Genomic DNA, 17,597 nt, shown 5'->3' with positions numbered 1-17,597 from the left:
ACAACACGACACCTCGTCTCTGCCGCTGAGGCGCCCGCCCTATGCCTCACCAGGGGAAACGCACCCGCCACTCTCGGAAAGACAACGGCTTCTTACCCCGCCTGCCCCTTGGAGGAGCAGTTGCCCTCGCCCAGGGGTGCGAGGGCAACGCAGCCGGTCGCCGAACGAGAGCCCGGATCCTCCCCCTCGGTGGCAGCTTCCGAGCGGGAGGATGTCCGACCAACGTCACCCCCTCACACAGGGGCGACCGACCATCCGTAGCGGGAGAAAGAGGGACCTCCATCGCGGTAGGCGGCCAGCGCCTGCACGGAGGTCGGGAAAGCGGGCTCCGGGAAGCGATCCGCCTCGACCCACTGGGCGGCCAGGTGTTTGTCCGGCTCGGTGTTGGTCAGTTCGCCGGTCCACCGGTCGGTGGCGAAGACGAAGAGGACGAACTGCCCGGCCTGGTCAAAGCCCTGCTCGACGTGCATGACGTGGACGAGTACGAGATCGGCCGAGTCGACGAGCAGGCCGGTCTCCTCCTTGAGCTCGCGGGCGGCGGCCTCGTCCAGGGCTTCACCGGGCTCGACCTTGCCACCAGGGACGGTCCAGGCCGGCTGGGGGGACCAGTTGCGGGCGGCGTAGAGCACGGCGGCGATCGTGTCGGTGTCCTGGCCGTGGACGATCACGCTGACCGCGTTGCGGCTGTTCATCACGCTGGTAGTGGTCACGGTGCCCACTCTTTGTTGAAGTGCCGGAGGATTTCGGTGTCCGGTCGAGTGGCTGAGACTGGCTCCGCAGCTAGGACGGCATGGGTGCTCAGCGCCCGAGCGTGAGCCGGTCGGCGTCTGTGCGCGAGAAGACCAGGTCGGTCATGTGCTCCGGGGTCTCGGTGCATCGGGCAGGCGGCTGCGGTCGGCGCATGGCCTGGGGGTAGGTGGCCGGGTCGTAGTCATTGGTGAGCGTGTAGGCGTGGAAGCCGTGCTCGCGCAGGCTGTCGATGATCCCGGCGGCGCTCTCGCCCTGCTTGGCCAGGAGCTTGGGGGTGACTTCCACGACCAGCTCGACATCCTCGCGCAGGTGCGGCAGCGCGGGCAGCAGTCCCCTGATCGCCGCCGCCTCGGCGCCCTCCACGTCGATCTTGATGACTCGGGCGGTGTCGAGTTCAGCCGGACCCAGGAGTTCGGTGAGCGGCGCGGCCGGCACGTGGAAGGTGGTGTGGACGCGGCGGGGCCGGATGGCGGTGGTGTGACCGAGGTTGGCCGGGTCCTCCAGGTAGAGGGTCAGCGTGCCGGTGAGGTCGGAGGCGGCGGCGCGGACGGTGCGGATGTTGGCGCGGTGGTTGGTGGTGGCCGCGATGGTGAGGTCGTCGTGGAACTGCGGGGTGGGCTCGATGGCGACGACTCGGCCGGTCGGTCCGACTGCGTGGGAGGCCAGGAGGCTGAACGCGCCGCGGTGGGCGCCGACGTCGATGAAGGTGTCCCCGGGCCGCAGGCGGTCCCGTAGGAAGGCGCTCAGGTTCGGCTCCCACTCGCCGAAGAGGTACTGGTAGCGCTGGATGACGTCGCTGGTGGTGACGGTGACCAGGTCACCCGAGCGCAACCGCGAAGTGGTGTGGAGGGGACGGGATCGTAGGTGATCGTCGAGGAAACGGTCGACGAGCTGGGCCTTGCCGACTGTTCCGGGCGCGTGGCGGACGTAGGCCCGCAGCAGGCGGGCAAGGGCGGAGGCGGGCACGCGTGACTCCTTCAGATGGCGGAGGGTGCGGAACGCGGTTCCCGGAGACGGCCGTGGTGGCAGACTTGCCGGTGAACGCTGGTGATGGTGAGGGGAGTTGTCGGTGGCCGAGAGTGGTCCGGTGGTGTTCCTGCTGGTGGGGCTCACCGGTTCGGGGAAGACGACCTACGCCCAGCGGGAGCTGGAGCCGCAGGGTGCAGTGCGGCTGTCGGTGGACGAGGTCGTCCACGAGCGGCATGGCCGGTACGGCGTCGACTATCCGGAGACCACCTACTTCGAGAAAGAGGCCCCGGTCGTCGCCGAATTGCGCTCCCGGCTGGTCGAACTGGTCTCCGAGGGCCGGGACGTGGTGTGGGACCAAGGGTTGTGGCCGCGCAAGGACCGCGAAGCGATGAAGGAGCTGGTGGAGTCGGCCGGCGGTCGGTGGCGGCTGCTGTACTTCCCCGTCGATCGGGACGAGCTGCTGCGCAGGCTGGCCGAGCGCAACCAGCGAGGGGACGCGAACGCGCTGATCGTGACCCCTGAGGCTCTGGACGACTTCTTCGCGCGCTTCGAGGCGCCTCAGGACGAGGGCGAGGAGATCGTGGAGCCGGGCTGGCTCTGACGGGGCGGGCGCCAGGCGGCATGGATCTGGGCGGCTTCGGTAGCCCAGTCGTCGGGCAGGCGGTCGAGGGTGACGTGACGGAAACCGAGTCGGGGGTCGGAGACGTCGATGCGGCCGTGGTGGCGGTCGATGTGCTGCAGCAGGCGGGTGGCCTCGTTCCGGACGGCGGGGCTGTGCTCGGTCCAGCCGCCGGAGGCGAAGCGGTCGACCCGGCGCCGTAGGTCGTCCAGGACGCCAGCGCGCCACTTGAAGTGGTGGACGCACGCCAGTGTGTGAGGGTCGGGCCTGCGGCCGAGGGCGCGGTGGTTGCCGGAGGCCACGGCGACATCCGAGAGCGCGAGGACGATCTTGCGGGGGTCACCCTGGAGGAGGCGGTGGGTGAGGTGGCCGCCGAGCGGGAAGGCGCGGTCGAGTCCGGTCTCGGGGCGCCAGAGGGCGAGTCGGCCGTCAGCGGCCACGCGGTCGAGCATCAAGCCGCCCACCACCGCCCAGCCGTTCTCTTCGGCTGCCTCGGTGATCTCGCCGAGTGGGGCCGGGTAGGTCTGGAACTCGTCGGAGTCGGCGAGCAGGTGCCAGCCGGGGCCGGCCTGCTCCCGCAGCGCGTCGCGCAGTTCGGTGTTGGTGTGCTCGTGCCACGGTCCGGTGCTGACCTGGCCGGTGGGGAGGCCGAGGCTCTGAGCGGTGTCCAGTAGCTGGCGGCGCCAGGCGTCGGGGACGTGCTCGGCGAAGTGGAAGGCGAGGCGGAAACGCTCGACGCCGAGCGCGCGGTAGTGGGCGGTCCAGGCGGTCAGCAGGGCCGGTTCGACCGGGCCGATCACGGCGACCAGGGTGGGGGGAGCGGGCGTCATCGGTACTCCTTGACCAGGTCGGCGTATGTCTCGGTGAGGTAGGCGGCCTGGTCGGAGGCCGGGAGCATGTCCAGCACCGCAGGGGCCCGCGACCCCGGCCGGGCGGGCGGCCCGTCCGCCAGCTGGTCCAGGATCTTGGCGAGGGCGCCCGGGTCGCCGGCCGGGAAGAGCTGGGCCCAGGGCTGTCCGGCCAGCCGCTCGGTCAGGTCCGGGTCGTGGTCGGAGACGACCAGGGGGACACCGAGCCGGGCGGCGTCCATGACCAGCCCAGACTCCTTGCCGGTCCCGGGACGCCGTGCCACCAGGGCGGCATCGGCGGCAGCGTAGACGAGCCGAAGGACGTCCTCGCCGACCGGGCCGGGCACGGTGTGGACCCGAACGAGGGGCAGGCGGTGCCAGCGTTCGAGTACCGCGTCGTCCAGCGGAGTGCCGCAGACCAGGACGTGTAGCGGCTTGGTGAGGCGGACCAGGGCCGCGTCGACGGTGGCGATGTCCTTGTAGGGCCACCAGCCGCCGACCAGGCAGACCGCCGTCGCCGAGTCGGGGATGGTGAAGGCGGCGCGGGCACCGTCGCGCTCGGCGGCGGTGAGAGGCCGACCGTCGTCGACCGCGAACGCCCGCACCCGCCCTGGGAGGTGGGGGAAGGCCGGGGCGAGCCGGTCGCGGACGGCGGTGGTCGGGTAGAGGGCGACCAGGTGCTTCTCGCTCCGCCGGGCGAGCCGACCCAGCAGCCGGACGGGCGAGTCTTCGGTGGTGACCTGCTCGTGGATGAACCGCAGGTGCGGGGTGCCGCCGAGCAGGGCGGCCAGGCCGTGCAGGGCTTCGCTCGCGCTGAGGATCACCACGGCCGCCGGCTGAGGGGCGAGGCGGCGGGCGGTACGCAGGCATCCGGCTTCGATCAGGCAGCGCGCGACCAGGGTGACCTGGTGTGGCAGCCGGCGGAGCGGCAGCGGCCAGCGCCGTGAGCGGAAGGCCCGCTTGCCAGCGGTCGATACGCGTTCCGCCGCGCGTGCTGCGGCCAGCAGGGCCTTCGCCACTGGACCCACCGGTCCAGCGGCGATGCAGGAGCCGGCCCGCAGCAGCGGGCCGGGCCCGTCTGCGATCCCCTGCGGGGTGATGACCACGGCACCCGGGCGGGCGGCGGCGAGTGCCGTCAGCGTGCGCTGGTGGTGCCCGCCGCCGAGATGCGCCTCCGGCTCGATCAGGACCAACGGCCCGCAGCGGGTACTCATCCGGCGACCGCCTGCTCGCCGTGCAGCGTGATGAAGTGCCGGTGCAGCCAGGGCGGGTCGTTGAGCGCCTCGAAGCGCTTGGGGTCGCGGGCCGCAGTGCGGGCGAACTTGAGGCCGTCGCGGGCCCCGGCTGCCGCGTACTCGGCGAAGTCGCCGTCCTTGCTGGCTGTCCAGGCGTCGATGCGTTCCTGGGCGGAGGCGTCGGTCATGCCGTACTCGCTGCCGCGCGCGAGCATCGAGCACTCCCGGAAGCCCGCCTTCCAGGCGTGGAACGGGGTCTGGTTGAACAGGGTGATCCCGGCGGTGTGCTCGCTGAACTCGACCCGGCCGGGCAGCGCGGCCAGCACGTCGATGGCCTGGCCCATCTCCCGCAGTGCGCTGGTGCGGATCAGTTTGAGGCCGCCGTAGCCATAGGTGAGCCCGTTGACCGGGTTGACGGCCCGCCAGACCCGCATCGACACGCCCGCTGCCAGCGGCTCCACCGCGCTGGCGGGGAAGGCGGGGTCGATGGCGAAGTCGCCATCGGCGAGGAAGAACTGGTCGGTGTCGACGAGTTCGGCCGTGAGCCGGTAGGCGCGGCGCATCCCGCATACCCCGTGCAGACGCTTGACGGTTCCGCCCAGCACACGGACCAAGCGGGTGTGCAAGGAGTCGGCCAGCGGCTCGTCGTAGGAGAGCAGGACCGCGTCGAAGCCGGTCACTTGATCGCCTCCAGGTAGCGGGCGGCCACCGCAGCGGGCGTCAGGTCCGTGGTGGAGGCGTGCGCGCGCTTGGCGTGCACCAGGTAGAACTCGGGATCGGTGGCGAGGCGTTCGGCGATCCGGACGGCCTGGTCGTCGGTGTCGAACACCAGCTCCGGGTCGAGGTGCTCGGCCAGCCAGCCGATGCGCGGGCCGATCACCGGCAGGCCCATCGCCTGGCAGTCGATGACCGACATGGACCAGGGGCAGCCGGGCCGGAACGGCGCGATGCCGAAGTGGGCGCCGGCCAGCAGGTTGCGGTAACGGACGCGGTCGCCGCGGTCGGAGGCGAGGACGACGCCGTCCACGGCCGCCAGCTCCTCCAGGTTCCGCTCGGGGCTGGGATCCAGGCGGATCCGCTCGGCACTGCGGGTGCCGAACAGGTCCATCACGGTCAGCCGCACCGGGGCCTCGGCGACGAGGTGGCGGGCGAGCTGGGTGAAGCGGGCGGTGCCGTAGTGGGCGTACAGGCGGTGGTTGTAGATGCCGACCGCCCGGCCCTCCGGCGGGGCGATCTCGGCAAGGTCGCGGACCAGGCGCACGTCCCTGGGGGCAGGGACCACGTGCAGCTTCTCGGTGAGCTCGACGCCGGTGCGGGCGGCGGCAGCGGCGGTCCACGAGGCGGCGGTGCCGGAGTGGACCAGGACGCGGTCGCAGGCCGCGAGGCCGGCGGCGAAGGCCAGCAGGACGCTGCGGCCCAGCCTGCCGTCGTCCATCGCGGGGTCCAGCTCCAGCCGACCGGTGTCAGTGAAGGAGAACGGCAGGTAGTGGCAGTAGCCGACGATCCGCGCGTCCACTCCGGCTTCCAGGAGCGCGGCGCGGATCGCGGGGGCGGCCTCGATCTGGTTGGCCACGACCACTTCGGGCTGCTGACGGCGGAACAGCCGCACCAGGGCGCCGACGCCCGGGTTGAAGCGGGCCCGGTACTTGGTCGAGGGCGACGTGGTCCGCACGAACTGCACGCGGTCGTCGCCGGCCGGGACGGGAGCGGCCACGGTGACCTCGACCCCGGCGTCGGCCAGGGCCGGGGTGAGCATGTCGGCGAAGGTGTAGCCGGAGTCGGCAGTCAGCTGGCTGGAGTTGGAGACGTTGAGCAGGTACAGCAGGCGCATCGCTTGGGCCCTCACTCTCTCGGCCCAGGTGTCGACCCGGGCTGGCAAAAGAAGGAAACCGGCGACCAAGACCGTGACAGAATGATGAATCGAGATCACTCACGGTTCATTCATCTCATCCAGCAGCCAGGGCGGGGGCCTTGATGGACGAGCGCGACGACAGCCCGACCGTTGAGCAAGCCGCAGAAGCGTTCGCAGCGGAGGTCTCGTACTGGCGCGAGGTACGCGGCATGTCCAAGCGGGGGCTCGCCCTCAAGATGGGCTTCGACCCGTCGTACGTGAGCCACGTGGAATCCGGCCGGCACAAGCCCACCGAAGACTTCGCGCGTCGCTCGGAGGAGACCCTCAACGCGGGCAAGGCCGTCTGGAAGCGCTGGCTGGACTACGAGGCCGCCAAGAACCGAGCGGCCCCGGCTGCGGCTCCGCCCGCGCCGCGCCGCCCCGAGCAGCCGTACGCGACGGGCTCAGCGATCATCGTGGCGCACGACAGCGCGCGCCTGGACTTCGACGGCTCCCAGTACCGGCTGACGATGCGCCGGTTGTTGCGGAACACCGGCAACGAGCCGATCACCCGTTACTTGATCCGCATCAGCGTCGACCGCTACCCCGGTGAGCCCGAGCGCTCCAACGCCCACTACCGCGAACACCCGCTGACCTGGGACGAGCTTGCGCTGACCGCGACATGCCGCGGGGAGGCGATGAACTGGCAGACCAAGCACGACCGAGACGCGTTCAAGGAAGTGTGGCTGCTGTTCGAGAACGAGCACGGCCGCTTCCCGCTCTACCCGGGCGAGGAGGTCTGGATCGAGTACGCCTACTCTGTCGGCGAGGAGAAGTGGGGCCGCTGGTTCCAGCGCGCGGTCCGCCTGCCCACCGAGCACCTGGAAGTCGAACTCGCCTTCCCAGCCGACCTCGACCCAGCAGTGTGGGGCATGGAGACGTCCATGACGGCCGAAGCGGCGCCGCTGCGGACCGCCCCGATCCGGCGCGAGGAGGAGGGGATGCGCGTCTTCTCCTGGAGCACGTCCACGCCAGCCATCCACGCCCGGTACCGTCTGGAATGGCGATTCCGGGCCCGACCCGAACGCGACACGAACCAAGGGGAGTTCAGGTGATCCAGGTGCGGCCCAGCGACCAGATGCGCGACCTCGGCGTCGTCCAGGAGGGCGCGCCTATCCTCACCGAGCCCGCCCACCCGTTCGACCTGCCCACCGAGCGCGGAGCCACCGAGCAGGTCGTCGAGAAGCTGTTCACCACGATGGAGCGCATCGGCCAGGTCCACCCCTTCGCCAAGGGCATGGGCATCGCGGCACCGCAGATCGGGATCGGCCGGGCCGCCGCCATCGTCCAGCCGGCCGAGCCCGGAGCACCGGCGATCGTCCTGCTCAACCCCCGCATCACCGACCGCTCCAGCGAGACGGACGAGCAGTACGAAGGCTGCCTCTCCTTCTTCGACGTCCGGGGCATGGTCCCCCGCCCGCTACGAATCACCGTCGAGACCACCACCCTGGACGGCCAACTGGCCACCACCACCTACGAGCGCGGACTCGCTCGTCTCGTCCACCACGAGATCGACCACCTCGACGGCCTGCTCTACACCGCCCACATGACAGCTGGGGTCGACCCCATCCCTGTCGAGCAGTACCGGCAGACCGGGCGGGCATGGGCATACGAGCAGTAGACGAATGCCGGGGTTGAGATCCGGCGGCAATGCTGAGCGTCCACCTGACCCCAGATCCCCCGACGTACGCCCATCAAGGCACTGGCCGTTGCCTGCCGAAGCTGAGGAGTCCCAATGAGTGAACCAGAGCTCGGCGGCCTACCTGCGGGCCAATCACCCGGTCCGACCGCTGAGGCCATGGCGGGGAAGCGATGGCGGATCGGTCGCAAGCCGCAGACCGCAGATGACTGGATGACTGGATGACTGAGTACACGCACCTTGAGGAGCTCCTCACGGTTGCGTATACCGAGCGGGTGCAAATCAAAGATCGCGCAGCTCAGTTCCTGCTTGGTCGAATTCCGGAGACTCAGGAAGAGGTCGCCGCCGAGACCAAGCTGCGCGAAACGGAGCGCCGGTGGGAGGTCGAGCTCGAAGACCGCAAGCACCGCGCAGACCTCCAGTCGCGTGAAACGGAGCGCCGGTGGGAGGTCGAGCTCGAAGACCGCAAATACCGCGCGAACCTTGTACACCAACACGTCGCAGTAACACGCCGGGCCGAAGGCATTCGCGGGTGGGCACTCGTTGCGGTGGTCGTGGCCATCGCGGTCTCCCCGTGGGTGGCCATGATTGCCAATGTTCCCGCTAACAACTTCAGCATGTACATGGTTCCGGTTACTGGGATCGCCGGCACCATCATCGGGTACTGGTTCGGCCAGGGGGACCGTCTACGGCCGGCGACTCTGGAAGCCCTCCCCCAACCGTCGCCTCTGGACCTCCCCGCCACCAAGTTCCAAGAGGGCAGTGCAACTGCAAGGCAGGGCAACCCGAGCGTCCCACAGTGACCACCCACCTGGCCGTGAGGCAAGCTCATCGATCGAGCGTCGTCCTTGGCAACACCCGTAGTGAGCACTTCAACGACATCGAGGCCAGCGCCGATCTCCGCCGTCGCCGCGCCGGCCAGGTGCCACTCGTTGAGGCGCATCGTCAACACCGGTGCACCAAAGCCCGCGCCGGCGCACCGCCCGCAAGGGCGATGTGTGGGCGCTACCAACAGCAGGCACCGAACTCATAGTGCGACACCCCGGCATACACGGTTACCGTGCCGTCATCGCGCACCTCGCCCCATGGGCGATTTGGTAGCGCGATGTCGAAAGCGCTCGCACCGCAACCCTCACAGCAGTCAAAGTGGTCCTGCCAGGCCGTCACATCCACGTCGGTGCGGGGGTTTCGCATCACGTGGATGTCGTGACCGCTGCACTCGTCATTCGGACAGGGCTCGCCATGACCGCAGTCTGAGGTGCCGCACGGACAAGGGCCTTCGCATTCCGCCGGCTCCCAATCCTGGGTAGCCATCGCGCGCTCTCGAAGCATCTCCTGATCTGCTGTCAAGACTGTTAGGGACGCCACGACGTCACGTCGGGATTGTCCAGTTGCTGCTTGGACAGCATCGGTCAGCGCAACCACATCCGTCAGATCAGGATCAACGCCCGCTAGCCATACGGTCGGCGAGTCCGAGATATTGTCTCCGTTGCGGTAAAGCCGAGCGAAGAACGAACGAGTACCTGTGTCATATCCCCAATCACTGTCCTTGTCCCATCCGGGGAGCGGGAGGGCGAGGCTGAAATCGCTGACAATCCGCTGCCCTGGCAGGACATAAAGTGCCGTCCTGCGATGCCAGTCGCAATGCGCAAGGTCACCGCGGACGACAGTCGCGCACTTGTCATCCAGAGCCGGGTTCCCTCGACAACGCCGCTTGGCCCGATGTTCCCGGCAATACGTCTCTGTGGCCGGGATCAGTTGATCACACTGCCTTTCCCTCAGGTCTCCCGGCGCCATACAGCGTTGCCGATGCGCAGCTACTGGATGGCGATTGACTGCGGCACCTTCGGCCCTCTGCTGCTCGATCTCCCGGTGAATACGGGCGACGCTCTCATTGCGGGCCATTCCGTCCAGCCTGTAGACCGTTCCTCTCGTCGTCAGCAGATTCGTGAAGGCGGCTGGCGTGAGCTGCGGCTCCAGCAGCAGCCGCAGATCCTCCTCGCCAAGCACGTATTCGACCGATTCACGCGACTCCCGAACACGGCGAAGACGCTGGCTGGTGACTAGTTCAAGCCATAGCTCCAGCATCAGTTCACAGTCATCAGAAACGGGCTGGAAAAACCAATCTTCTTCCGCGTCGTAGAACGTCTTGATTCCGCGATGCGCCTCTGTTCGGGACTCCTTCTTTGCCCGGTCGCGCAACCCCTGGGCATGCGCCAAGTCGGTGAGCCCAAGATTGGCGGCGCGAGGAATTCCGCCGGTCACCACCTGCCTAGCGGCATACAGCGTGTCAACTGTCTTCGCAACCAGCCGTCCCACGTCCACCCGGTCGGCATAGGTCCGCAGGCATCGATAGTCTCCGTCGAAGAGGTTATGCCCGATGATCAGGTCTACTTCATCGGCCGCAGCATTGAGGCCTGACAAATTCCGATCCCGAAACGTGTGAAACGCCACTTGTCGCCAGATCTCACGCCCGGGCATGTCAGCGGCTCCCTGTCGCTCGACCACCAGAAGTCCCACGACGTCAATATCCCAGCGTTCAGGAAGTCGCTGACCCGCTACCCGCGCATAGTCCACGTCAAGTACGCCAACCTTGCGAGGCCCTCCTGGAGGCAGCTGCTTTACCGGGGGCGTGCTATAACTTGGCGCGCAACCTCCGTAACGGTTTACATCCACGATGCTCGGATCCGGTGCCACAATGGGAGTCCACGTCTCCATGACTTCCGCGCTCGCGTACTCGGTGTCCGCCCTGCCATGTGTACACACCGAGTGCGCCACGCAAAAAGCAAATCCCCTGCGGCGCAGATCCAAACCTCCCTCATCGCCGGCCAGTTGACTCTCAGAGAACACCCAGATGTAGATCGGAACTGCCAGATCAGATCGCAAGTACCACCCTGCTTGGAGCGGCGCACGGGGAGAATCGACCTGCGGACGGAAATCAGACGAATATCCGTCGGGAGCTTGCGCCGTGAACTTCAGAAGCGGCTCACCGGCTTCCAGTGCGGCGTCGATCAGCGCTTGGAAGCCCCAGCCGCGTGAGGGCACTCGCGGGCCCCCGAGCGTGATCGTCGAGGGCCGCTGCTCCCGTGGGGGCACCGTGCCTGTCCGCCGAGCACGCGATGGCGACTTCTTCTTCCGCTTCTTCGGCATACAGCGGACGCTAGCTGACCGCTCCGACAGCGGGCATGAGCGCGTGCCCAAGAGCCGCCTGGCCCCGCCTCGTTGGCTCTCTCGCCGAACCCGTTCCGAGCACATTCGACTTGGCAACGAGACAGGCAGTCCGGACGGTTCACACCCGCAGGCTGAGGGCAGGCTCTGCCACGGTTCGCTCGGGAGGAGAATGCATGAACAGGGACCCAGACCTCATCCGACACGAGGATGGCATTGTCTGGACCGAGAGCATCGGCAACCTCGACTACGTGCGCGAATACCTGGAGGTTGCAGCCAGCACCCGTCGCGGCCCTGTCCGTTGGAACGGGCATGGCCGGCGGGTGGGGTACTCGGTGCTCAAGTCGGACGCGCCTGCAGGCGAAGCGCCATTTCGGTTCGCTCGTCGTGTCTTCTGGATCAAGGAGCATGACCGCTCAGAGCAGCCGGATGGCGTGTACAAGGACTGCGCCCCATCCGAAGGCGTAGATCCCCGCACCGTCGCCGCCGGAGTGTGGGGTGAAGTCACCGAGCGCGCTTGGGGAGGACCGCTGCCAACCGCCAGCACACGATCGGCCCGCTCCTCCACGTCCGGCCCTCAACAGAACTTGATCAAGGTCGGCGAGTCGCTGGCGAGCGGCACTGCGTTCATCGGGGTCGCGCCGACCAGGCAAGGTCTCGTCGACATCTACATCGACTGCGCAAGCGGGAGCCAGCTCGGCGACGGCAGCCATGTGATCTCGGAGCTACTCCCGCCGGACCAGGCGCGCGAGCTCCTCGCCACGATCATCAAAACGACCCCTGGCTCCAGGAAGCCCTTGCACTCTCAGTAGTGGATGGATGGCTCGCGGGCGACTTTCCGAAGTAGGCCCCTCGGCCGCCATGGGCACCCCCGGCCGGTCGCCTGGTCTCAGTTTTGGTCTCATTCACCCCCGTCCAGCCGGGTTCAGCCGCCGCCCAGGGGTTCGCTCCGGCGTAGGTCAGGACAGGTATGAACCCCGGCGGACGCCGTTCGGGAGAGTTGGAAAGCGTGTTGGGGGCAACCCCTCACGAGTTCGAATCTCGTATCCTCCGCCGGCAGAAGGCCCGGACCGCTTCACAGCGGTCCGGGCCTTCGTCGTTCTGTGGACGCTCACCCCGGACCGGCGGGAGGTCCGCAGGGAGATTCCGCGAGGACGGGCGGGGCGGCAACGCCCGCTGCCGCGGCGCCGCGGGCGTCGACAACGGGGGCCGGCCCGAGGTCCTGGGCCAAGGGCGTGCCGGGGTCGGTCGAACAGGGAGTAGCCTGGAGATTACCGAAGGCACTTCGCATGCCGGTACCGGATATTGGCGTCGTCTGCGGCGAACGACAATGCCGGACCCGACCTCTCGGCCGGGCCCGGGGACAGGTCTTTGACCATGACCACGACCCTCGATCGTGCGACGACGCCCGCCGCCGCGGATTCCACCGCACGGCTCTCCCTCACGCCCGGTGGCGTACGGCCCGGCCGTCTGGACGGAGCCTGGTGGCCGCGCTCGCGCGATCTTCTTCTCGAACTCCCCGCCCTGGCCGCCGAGATCGACGAGCGGTGGGGCCGGATCACCCGGATCACCGTGAACCCCGCGCAGTGGCCCGTCATCCCCCGGCGGATCCCGGTCGCGGGTCACACTGTCCACGCGGGCTGGTTCACCATCGAACAGGACCAGCACATGATCATGGTCTGTTCCTATGCCCCCCGTCGGCTGAGCCTGCTGGTGGTCCCGCCCCGGACGGATGCCGTCGAGGCCGCCCGGCTGATGGCCGAGGCCGCCGATCCCGCGAACACCAGGACCGCGAGCGAACTGCTCGCCGACGAGCCGAGCGCCGGTGCGACCGGGCCGGACATCGGTTCCGACTTCCTGCCGTCGGCCGTCACACCCTCCACCGGGCTTGGCGAGGCCGACCGGCGAGCCGATCTCGCCCGGAGCCGGGCCGCCTCCTGGCCGGCATCCGCGTAGGGGGTCGGCGGGAGCCGCCCGGGCCGGGGCCGGACTGTCTCACTCGCGTGACCACTCGGTCTCGGCCTGGGGTTCGCCGTCGGCACCGGCCCCTTCCCAGAGCCGGACCCTGACTGCCCGAGGGCCCGGCGCGGGTCGGGAGAGGGTGCGAACGAACACGTCCCGGAGGTGGTTGGCCGCCCGCTGCGGCGGACCGTCGTACTCCAGCGGATTCGACAACGTCGTGTCGTCCTGCCGGGACCAGCGGCCGTCGTCGTCCTGGGTCTCCAGAATCCACCGGTAGCGCTGCATCGTGGCCTCCTGTGACAGCCTTCCTGCCCTGACACGACCGTACGAGGCGGGCGGGCGGAGGGCGACCGGGCATGTCGACCGGCACAAGATCGGCAGGCGGGAGTTCGTCTACGTGGACACCGCGACCGCTCAGCCGTTCTTCACGACGGTCATGGTCGGCCTGCCCATCCGCCGCCGCTTGGTGCTCGTCCCGCTGTCCGACGCGACGGTAGGTCCCGGCTACCGGAAGGTCCCCCGGCCCAAGAGCCAGGTGAAACACGCCCCGGCCATCGACACCGACGGCGAACTCCCCGCCGAGGACGAGGCAGCGGTCTTCGCCCACTACGGGCTGGACCACGCACCGGGCCCGGGCGGGGAGCATCGCTTGGAGCGCCGCTCACAGCCCTCCGGACCATGGAGGGGGCCGACGACGGCCCTGGTGCTGCGCCTCGTCATCGTGGCGCTCGTGCGTGGACCGGTCGGTGTCGTCACCGATGGCCTGGAGCACCTGCTGTTCATCGGCATCGCCGTACTGATCGTCGCGCTGATGCTCTCCGCCGTCCGGTTCCGGCGCGGGGGCGGTCCGTGAACCGCTGAGCACCGTCCGGGTCCGGGCCGGACCGGGAGTAGCCTGGACATCACCGAAGGCACCCCGCATGCCGGCACCGGACACTGGCGTCGTCTCCGGCGAACGGCAATCCCGGACTTGGCACTGGTCAGGTCCGGAGACGGGTCCTTGATCATGACTGTGGTCGACGGCGCGACGCTTGCCACCCCCGAACCCGCCCTGCGGTTCTCCCTGGTACCGGACGGCCCGCGAGCCGGAGGACTGGACGGGGCCTGGTGGCCCCGATCGAACGACCTTCCTTTCGAACTCCCCGCCCTGGCCGCCGAACTGGACGAGCGATGGGGTCGGGTCGCCGGAATCACCGTGAACCCCGCCCAGTGGTTGACCGTCCCCCGACGGATCCCGGTCGCGGGCCACACCGTCCACGCGGGCCACACCGTCCACGCGAGCTGGTTCACCGCCGTGCAGGACCAGCACACGATCTCGATCCACTCGCACCTGGCCCGTCGGCTGACCCTGCTGGTCGTCCCGCCGCGGACGGGAGCCGTCGCTGCCGCCCGGCTGATGGCCGAGGCCGCCGATCCCGCGAACACCAGGACCGCGAGCGAACTGCTCGCCGACGAGCCGTCCGCGAAGATGCCCGACCGGCGGGGGATCGTCTGGCCGATACGCGACCCCTCGGTCTCGGCCTGGGGCTCCGCCCGGTGGGGCGGGCCGTCGTCCTCTCCCGGGCGCTCCGGCATGGAACCCCGACCGGCCACCGGTGACGCCGACCACCGGTGACGCCACCGCCCGATCCTTCGTTCTTGCGCTCCCGGCGGATCGCCGTCAGTACTCGGAGCCGCTTCGCAGGTAGGTGCCCGCGACCTGGAGCCACGCTCCGGGGCTGGAGCACGCCTCGATCCGGTGCGGGGTGTCCTCGAAGACCCGCAGGACACGAAGCGCCCCGCTGGGATGCAGGTCGTCCTCGAAGGTGACGCCGTCCGCGCCGTCCGCGTACTGCAGGTCCAGCGGCCCCTTCGACGGCTCCGCCGGCGACCGGGCCTCGGCCGAGAGTTTCACGTGGACGGACATCTTCACGTCCCGCCTCTCCTGCCCGCCCGGCCCGCCCGGCGTGACCGACTCACGAGCCCGCCCCTCAGGACGTTTCGACCGGGGGACCGGAGCTGACGCCGGTGTCGATGAGGATCTGCCGTGCCGAGTCGTTGCCACCGGCCCTGACCGCGCGTGCCATGGAGGCCAGGGCCGCCTCCCGGCTCGCGTCCGGGGGGACGACGAGCAGGCTGAAGTGGTCACGGTCGCCCCGTGTGACGATCACGGTGTCGTCGCCGACCGGGTAGCGGTCGATGTGCACCGACCGGCCGTCGACCACCAGGCTGGCCGGGACGTCGTCCCAGGCTCCCGCGTCCAGACCGACGCTCTCGATGGGGCCGAGATGCCCGGTCAACGCGTGGACCAGGCCGGGAAGTTCGGCGCTGATGTCCCGTGAATGCGGCCACCACGCACCGTCGAGCATGCCTTCGCGTGACCGGGTGGTCTCCAGGCGCAACGCGACCGTCCCCGGCTTCGCGGCCTGCCGGAACCGCTCCGGCAGAAACCCGTAGCGGGAAGCACTGGCTTCGTCCGACATGGCTCGCCACCCGTCCGTCCCGAGGGACCGGGCACGCCGGGTGCGGGCCGGACCTCGTGGGGAGCGACAGCTCGGGCCGCTCCGACATCCCACGGTACTCCGCCCGCACCTGGCCGACCCGGCCGGTCGTCAGAGCCTCGGCGGGGGCCGCGCTCAGCGCCACTCGATCAGGAACAGGGTGGCGTCGTCGCTCGTGTGCCCGCCCCGCTTCTCCTTCAGCACGTGGGAGAGCGCCCGCACCACGGCCCGCACCCCCTCCTGCGAACGCTCGACGCGGTTGACCCAGTCGATGAGCTGTTCCTCCCCGAACTGTTCCCCGCCGGCCTCGCGTTCCTCGACCAGGCCGTCGGTGAAGCACAGGACCCGGTCACCGTGCCGCAGCACCCGCTCGCTGATCACCGGCTCCTCGCCGCCGAATCCGACCGGCAGAGTGGTGACGCTCTCCAGCCGCTCGACGACGACGTGGTCGCGGATCAGCAGCGGATGCGGATGGCCGGCGTTGACCCACTGCAGGTGACCGCTGACAGTGTTCAGGCGCATCATCTGCGCGGTGACGAAGTGGTCCGGCCCGAACTGCTCCGCGATGGCCCGGTCCATGAACGCGTAGATCTCGGCCAGTCCGATGTCGGCCCGCCTGGCGTGCCGGTACGCGCCGATGGCCACGGTCGCCATGGCAGCGGCGTCCAGCCCGTGGCCCATGGCGTCGATCGTGGCCACGTGCAGGAGATCGTCGTTCAGCGCGTAGTCGAAGCTGTCGCCGGCCACCTGGTAGGCGGGTTCGAGGATGCCGGCCACGGCGACCTGCGGGGTGGTCATCGCCAGCGGCGGCAGCAGTGACCACTGGATCTCCGCGGCCACGCTCATCGGCTGGAGGCGCCGGGCCTGAAAGATCCGGTCGGTGTAGCCGCTCTTGGTGACCAGTAGATCCGCGACCAGGGAGGCGAAGCGCCGCAGGAGCCGCCGGTCGTCGCCGTCGACGTCGTCCAGCGTGAGGGCCAGCACCCCCACCTCGTCGCCACCGTCCAGCAACGGCAGGTACAACCGCGTCCCGCCAGCCTGCGACACCTCGACGGGAACACCGCGCAGAAAGGCCGCACCCGCAGGGGAGCCGTCGATCGGCACCGGTTCTCCCGTGGCCAGCCCCCGCCCCGGCAGCGGCACCAGCACGAGCTGGCCGTAGTCCTGCAGCAGGAGCGCCGGGTCACGGCCGCCGAACCCACGCACCGCGTCGGCGACCAACGGAGCGATCAGCTGGGGCGGAAGCTCGTGGGCCTGGTCGAGCATCGCGCCCAGCAGGTGTTCGCCGAACCCCTCCGACCGGTCCAGGTGCCGCTCGCCGTCCCTGCCCACCGCCGGATCCTTCCTGTCCCGTACGAGTCGGCACGGGCGTGATCAACCCCGGCACCCCGGTGCGGTTCACCGGGCCGGTCCTTCCATTACGCCCGACGGCGACGCGTTCCGCCCCCCGGTCACACCCCTCCCCGCGGGGCGACGCCGCCGAGAAATCGGCCCTGCAGACTGTGGGCCCGACCCCGATGCGCTGCGGAGACCGCACGGCCCTGGTCTCAGTTCTGGTCTCATTCACCCCCGTACGGCCGCGTTCAACTGGCGCTCAACCAGACACTTCGCTGCAGGTCAGAACCGGTGTGAACGCCGACGGACACCGTTCGGGAGAATGGGAAAGCGTGTTGGGGGCAACCCCTCACGAGTTCGAATCTCGTATCCGCCGCCAGCCCAGAGGGCCCGGACTGCGCAAGCAGACCGGGCCCTCTGGCGTTCCCCGTTGCGGGCGGCCAAGTAGTGAGGGCTGCGGCGGGCTGGCCCCAGAGCAGCGCGCCGATCTTCTCGGCTGTCTCCTCCAGCATCGGGTCCGTCACGTGCTGGTAGCGCTGGGCCATCGAGGCGGACGGCCAGCCCATGATGGCTATCACGATCCGCTCCGGGACCTTGAGAGGACGTTAGGTTCTGTCCGTGCGATCATGAGCGGAGCCAGATGGCCAGGGCGGCGGCCGTGACGGTGCCGAGGAAGACGTACACGCGCTTGTCGTACCTGG

The 17,597-nt window shown here is 69.4% G+C and carries 19 protein-coding genes; 8 read left to right on the top strand and 11 right to left on the bottom strand.

Annotation, left to right across the window (positions count from 1 at the left end):
- Positions 1-233 precede the first annotated feature (233 nt).
- Positions 234-710 carry an NUDIX domain-containing protein gene (locus tag ACIOHG_RS37475; RefSeq protein WP_400958089.1) on the bottom strand — a complete coding sequence of 159 codons (477 nt, stop codon included), beginning with the start codon at positions 708-710 and terminating at the stop codon, positions 234-236.
- An 88-nt stretch (positions 711-798) separates the two neighbouring features.
- Entirely contained in the window at positions 799-1,716 is a 918-nt protein-coding gene (locus tag ACIOHG_RS37470; RefSeq protein ID WP_072654969.1) for an FkbM family methyltransferase, read from the bottom strand.
- A gap of 103 nt (positions 1,717-1,819) precedes the next feature.
- Here ACIOHG_RS37470 and ACIOHG_RS37465 point away from each other — a divergent pair, with 103 nt between their 5' ends.
- On the top strand, positions 1,820-2,320 hold the full coding sequence (locus ACIOHG_RS37465; protein WP_400958086.1) for an AAA family ATPase: 501 nt from the start codon (positions 1,820-1,822) through the stop codon (positions 2,318-2,320).
- Here the strand turns inward: ACIOHG_RS37465 and ACIOHG_RS37460 are convergent.
- From ACIOHG_RS37460 to ACIOHG_RS37445, 4 genes are read right to left on the bottom strand one after another with little or no spacing between them, the layout of a single operon-like run.
- A complete protein-coding gene (locus ACIOHG_RS37460) occupies positions 2,278-3,168 on the bottom strand; it encodes a hypothetical protein (RefSeq protein ID WP_400958084.1) in 891 nt (296 codons plus the stop codon). The two genes, ACIOHG_RS37465 and ACIOHG_RS37460, sit on opposite strands and share 43 nt — an antisense overlap.
- The gene (locus tag ACIOHG_RS37455) at positions 3,165-4,400 is read right to left on the bottom strand and encodes a hypothetical protein (RefSeq protein WP_400958082.1); all 1,236 of its coding nucleotides are present in this window, start codon (positions 4,398-4,400) and stop codon (positions 3,165-3,167) included. Before ACIOHG_RS37455 ends, ACIOHG_RS37460 begins: the two co-directional genes overlap by 4 nt.
- Positions 4,397-5,101 (bottom strand): hypothetical protein, encoded by a 705-nt coding sequence (locus tag ACIOHG_RS37450; protein WP_400958080.1) that lies wholly within the window; start codon positions 5,099-5,101, stop codon positions 4,397-4,399. Before ACIOHG_RS37450 ends, ACIOHG_RS37455 begins: the two co-directional genes overlap by 4 nt.
- Positions 5,098-6,252, bottom strand: coding sequence for a glycosyltransferase (locus ACIOHG_RS37445; protein ID WP_400958078.1), 1,155 nt, complete (start codon positions 6,250-6,252; stop codon positions 5,098-5,100). Before ACIOHG_RS37445 ends, ACIOHG_RS37450 begins: the two co-directional genes overlap by 4 nt.
- A gap of 143 nt (positions 6,253-6,395) precedes the next feature.
- On the opposite strand from ACIOHG_RS37445, the gene ACIOHG_RS37440 reads away from it, so the two are divergent.
- The 3 genes from ACIOHG_RS37440 (at position 6,396) to ACIOHG_RS37430 (ending at position 8,754) form a co-directional block, all read left to right on the top strand.
- A complete protein-coding gene (locus tag ACIOHG_RS37440) occupies positions 6,396-7,367 on the top strand; it encodes a multiprotein-bridging factor 1 family protein (protein WP_400958076.1) in 972 nt (323 codons plus the stop codon).
- Positions 7,364-7,933 carry a peptide deformylase gene (locus ACIOHG_RS37435; RefSeq protein WP_400958074.1) on the top strand — a complete coding sequence of 190 codons (570 nt, stop codon included), beginning with the start codon at positions 7,364-7,366 and terminating at the stop codon, positions 7,931-7,933. The genes ACIOHG_RS37440 and ACIOHG_RS37435 overlap by 4 nt, the downstream gene beginning before the upstream one ends.
- Before the next feature lie 239 nt (positions 7,934-8,172).
- The gene (locus ACIOHG_RS37430; protein WP_400958072.1) at positions 8,173-8,754 is read left to right on the top strand and encodes a hypothetical protein; all 582 of its coding nucleotides are present in this window, start codon (positions 8,173-8,175) and stop codon (positions 8,752-8,754) included.
- A 202-nt stretch (positions 8,755-8,956) separates the two neighbouring features.
- Here ACIOHG_RS37430 and ACIOHG_RS37425 read toward each other — a convergent pair whose 3' ends face one another.
- Positions 8,957-11,101: a hypothetical protein gene (locus ACIOHG_RS37425; RefSeq protein ID WP_400958070.1), complete on the bottom strand. Its 2,145-nt coding sequence runs from the start codon at positions 11,099-11,101 to the stop codon at positions 8,957-8,959.
- Between the two features lie 194 nt (positions 11,102-11,295).
- Here ACIOHG_RS37425 and ACIOHG_RS37420 point away from each other — a divergent pair, with 194 nt between their 5' ends.
- Both ACIOHG_RS37420 and ACIOHG_RS37415 read left to right on the top strand, forming a co-directional pair.
- Entirely contained in the window at positions 11,296-11,931 is a 636-nt protein-coding gene (locus tag ACIOHG_RS37420; RefSeq protein WP_400958068.1) for a DUF6009 family protein, read from the top strand.
- Positions 11,932-12,496: 565 nt separating this feature from the next.
- Positions 12,497-13,075, top strand: a complete 579-nt coding sequence (locus ACIOHG_RS37415) for a DUF5994 family protein (RefSeq protein WP_400958066.1) — start codon at positions 12,497-12,499, stop codon at positions 13,073-13,075.
- A 39-nt stretch (positions 13,076-13,114) separates the two neighbouring features.
- Here ACIOHG_RS37415 and ACIOHG_RS37410 read toward each other — a convergent pair whose 3' ends face one another.
- Complete coding sequence (locus ACIOHG_RS37410; RefSeq protein WP_400958064.1) at positions 13,115-13,366, bottom strand: hypothetical protein; 252 nt, start codon at positions 13,364-13,366, stop codon at positions 13,115-13,117.
- A 112-nt stretch (positions 13,367-13,478) separates the two neighbouring features.
- Between ACIOHG_RS37410 and ACIOHG_RS37405 the strand changes: the two genes are divergently transcribed.
- Together ACIOHG_RS37405 and ACIOHG_RS37400 are read left to right on the top strand one after the other, a co-directional pair.
- Complete coding sequence (locus tag ACIOHG_RS37405) at positions 13,479-13,934, top strand: hypothetical protein (RefSeq protein WP_400958062.1); 456 nt, start codon at positions 13,479-13,481, stop codon at positions 13,932-13,934.
- 153 nt (positions 13,935-14,087) lie between these two features.
- Positions 14,088-14,696 carry a DUF5994 family protein gene (locus ACIOHG_RS37400; RefSeq protein ID WP_400958060.1) on the top strand — a complete coding sequence of 203 codons (609 nt, stop codon included), beginning with the start codon at positions 14,088-14,090 and terminating at the stop codon, positions 14,694-14,696.
- 45 nt (positions 14,697-14,741) lie between these two features.
- Here ACIOHG_RS37400 and ACIOHG_RS37395 read toward each other — a convergent pair whose 3' ends face one another.
- The 3 genes from ACIOHG_RS37395 to ACIOHG_RS37385 form a co-directional block, all read right to left on the bottom strand.
- Positions 14,742-14,993, bottom strand: coding sequence for a hypothetical protein (locus ACIOHG_RS37395; protein WP_400958058.1), 252 nt, complete (start codon positions 14,991-14,993; stop codon positions 14,742-14,744).
- 58 nt (positions 14,994-15,051) lie between these two features.
- Positions 15,052-15,543, bottom strand: a complete 492-nt coding sequence (locus ACIOHG_RS37390) for a DUF5994 family protein (RefSeq protein ID WP_400958056.1) — start codon at positions 15,541-15,543, stop codon at positions 15,052-15,054.
- Between the two features lie 153 nt (positions 15,544-15,696).
- Positions 15,697-16,827, bottom strand: coding sequence for a PP2C family protein-serine/threonine phosphatase (locus ACIOHG_RS37385; RefSeq protein ID WP_400958091.1), 1,131 nt, complete (start codon positions 16,825-16,827; stop codon positions 15,697-15,699).
- Positions 16,828-17,597 lie beyond the last annotated feature (770 nt).

Source organism: Kitasatospora sp. NPDC088134 (assembly GCF_044741705.1).
In the GTDB taxonomy this organism is placed as follows: domain Bacteria; phylum Actinomycetota; class Actinomycetes; order Streptomycetales; family Streptomycetaceae; genus Kitasatospora.
The sequence above is the reverse complement of the archived record's forward strand: the minus strand, read 5'-3'. Positions and strand labels throughout refer to the sequence as shown.

Coding starts and splice junctions, on each gene's coding strand:
- ACIOHG_RS37430 (WP_400958072.1), top strand. CDS start 8,173: ATGACTGAGTACACGCACCTTGAGGAGCTCCTCACGGTTGCGTATACC.
- ACIOHG_RS37425 (WP_400958070.1), bottom strand. CDS start 11,101: ATGCCGAAGAAGCGGAAGAAGAAGTCGCCATCGCGTGCTCGGCGGACA.
- ACIOHG_RS37440 (WP_400958076.1), top strand. CDS start 6,396: ATGGACGAGCGCGACGACAGCCCGACCGTTGAGCAAGCCGCAGAAGCG.
- ACIOHG_RS37385 (WP_400958091.1), bottom strand. CDS start 16,827: ATGCTCGACCAGGCCCACGAGCTTCCGCCCCAGCTGATCGCTCCGTTG.
- ACIOHG_RS37400 (WP_400958060.1), top strand. CDS start 14,088: ATGACTGTGGTCGACGGCGCGACGCTTGCCACCCCCGAACCCGCCCTG.
- ACIOHG_RS37410 (WP_400958064.1), bottom strand. CDS start 13,366: ATGCAGCGCTACCGGTGGATTCTGGAGACCCAGGACGACGACGGCCGC.
- ACIOHG_RS37455 (WP_400958082.1), bottom strand. CDS start 4,400: ATGAGTACCCGCTGCGGGCCGTTGGTCCTGATCGAGCCGGAGGCGCAT.
- ACIOHG_RS37460 (WP_400958084.1), bottom strand. CDS start 3,168: ATGACGCCCGCTCCCCCCACCCTGGTCGCCGTGATCGGCCCGGTCGAA.
- ACIOHG_RS37420 (WP_400958068.1), top strand. CDS start 11,296: ATGAACAGGGACCCAGACCTCATCCGACACGAGGATGGCATTGTCTGG.
- ACIOHG_RS37445 (WP_400958078.1), bottom strand. CDS start 6,252: ATGCGCCTGCTGTACCTGCTCAACGTCTCCAACTCCAGCCAGCTGACT.
- ACIOHG_RS37415 (WP_400958066.1), top strand. CDS start 12,497: ATGACCACGACCCTCGATCGTGCGACGACGCCCGCCGCCGCGGATTCC.
- ACIOHG_RS37390 (WP_400958056.1), bottom strand. CDS start 15,543: ATGTCGGACGAAGCCAGTGCTTCCCGCTACGGGTTTCTGCCGGAGCGG.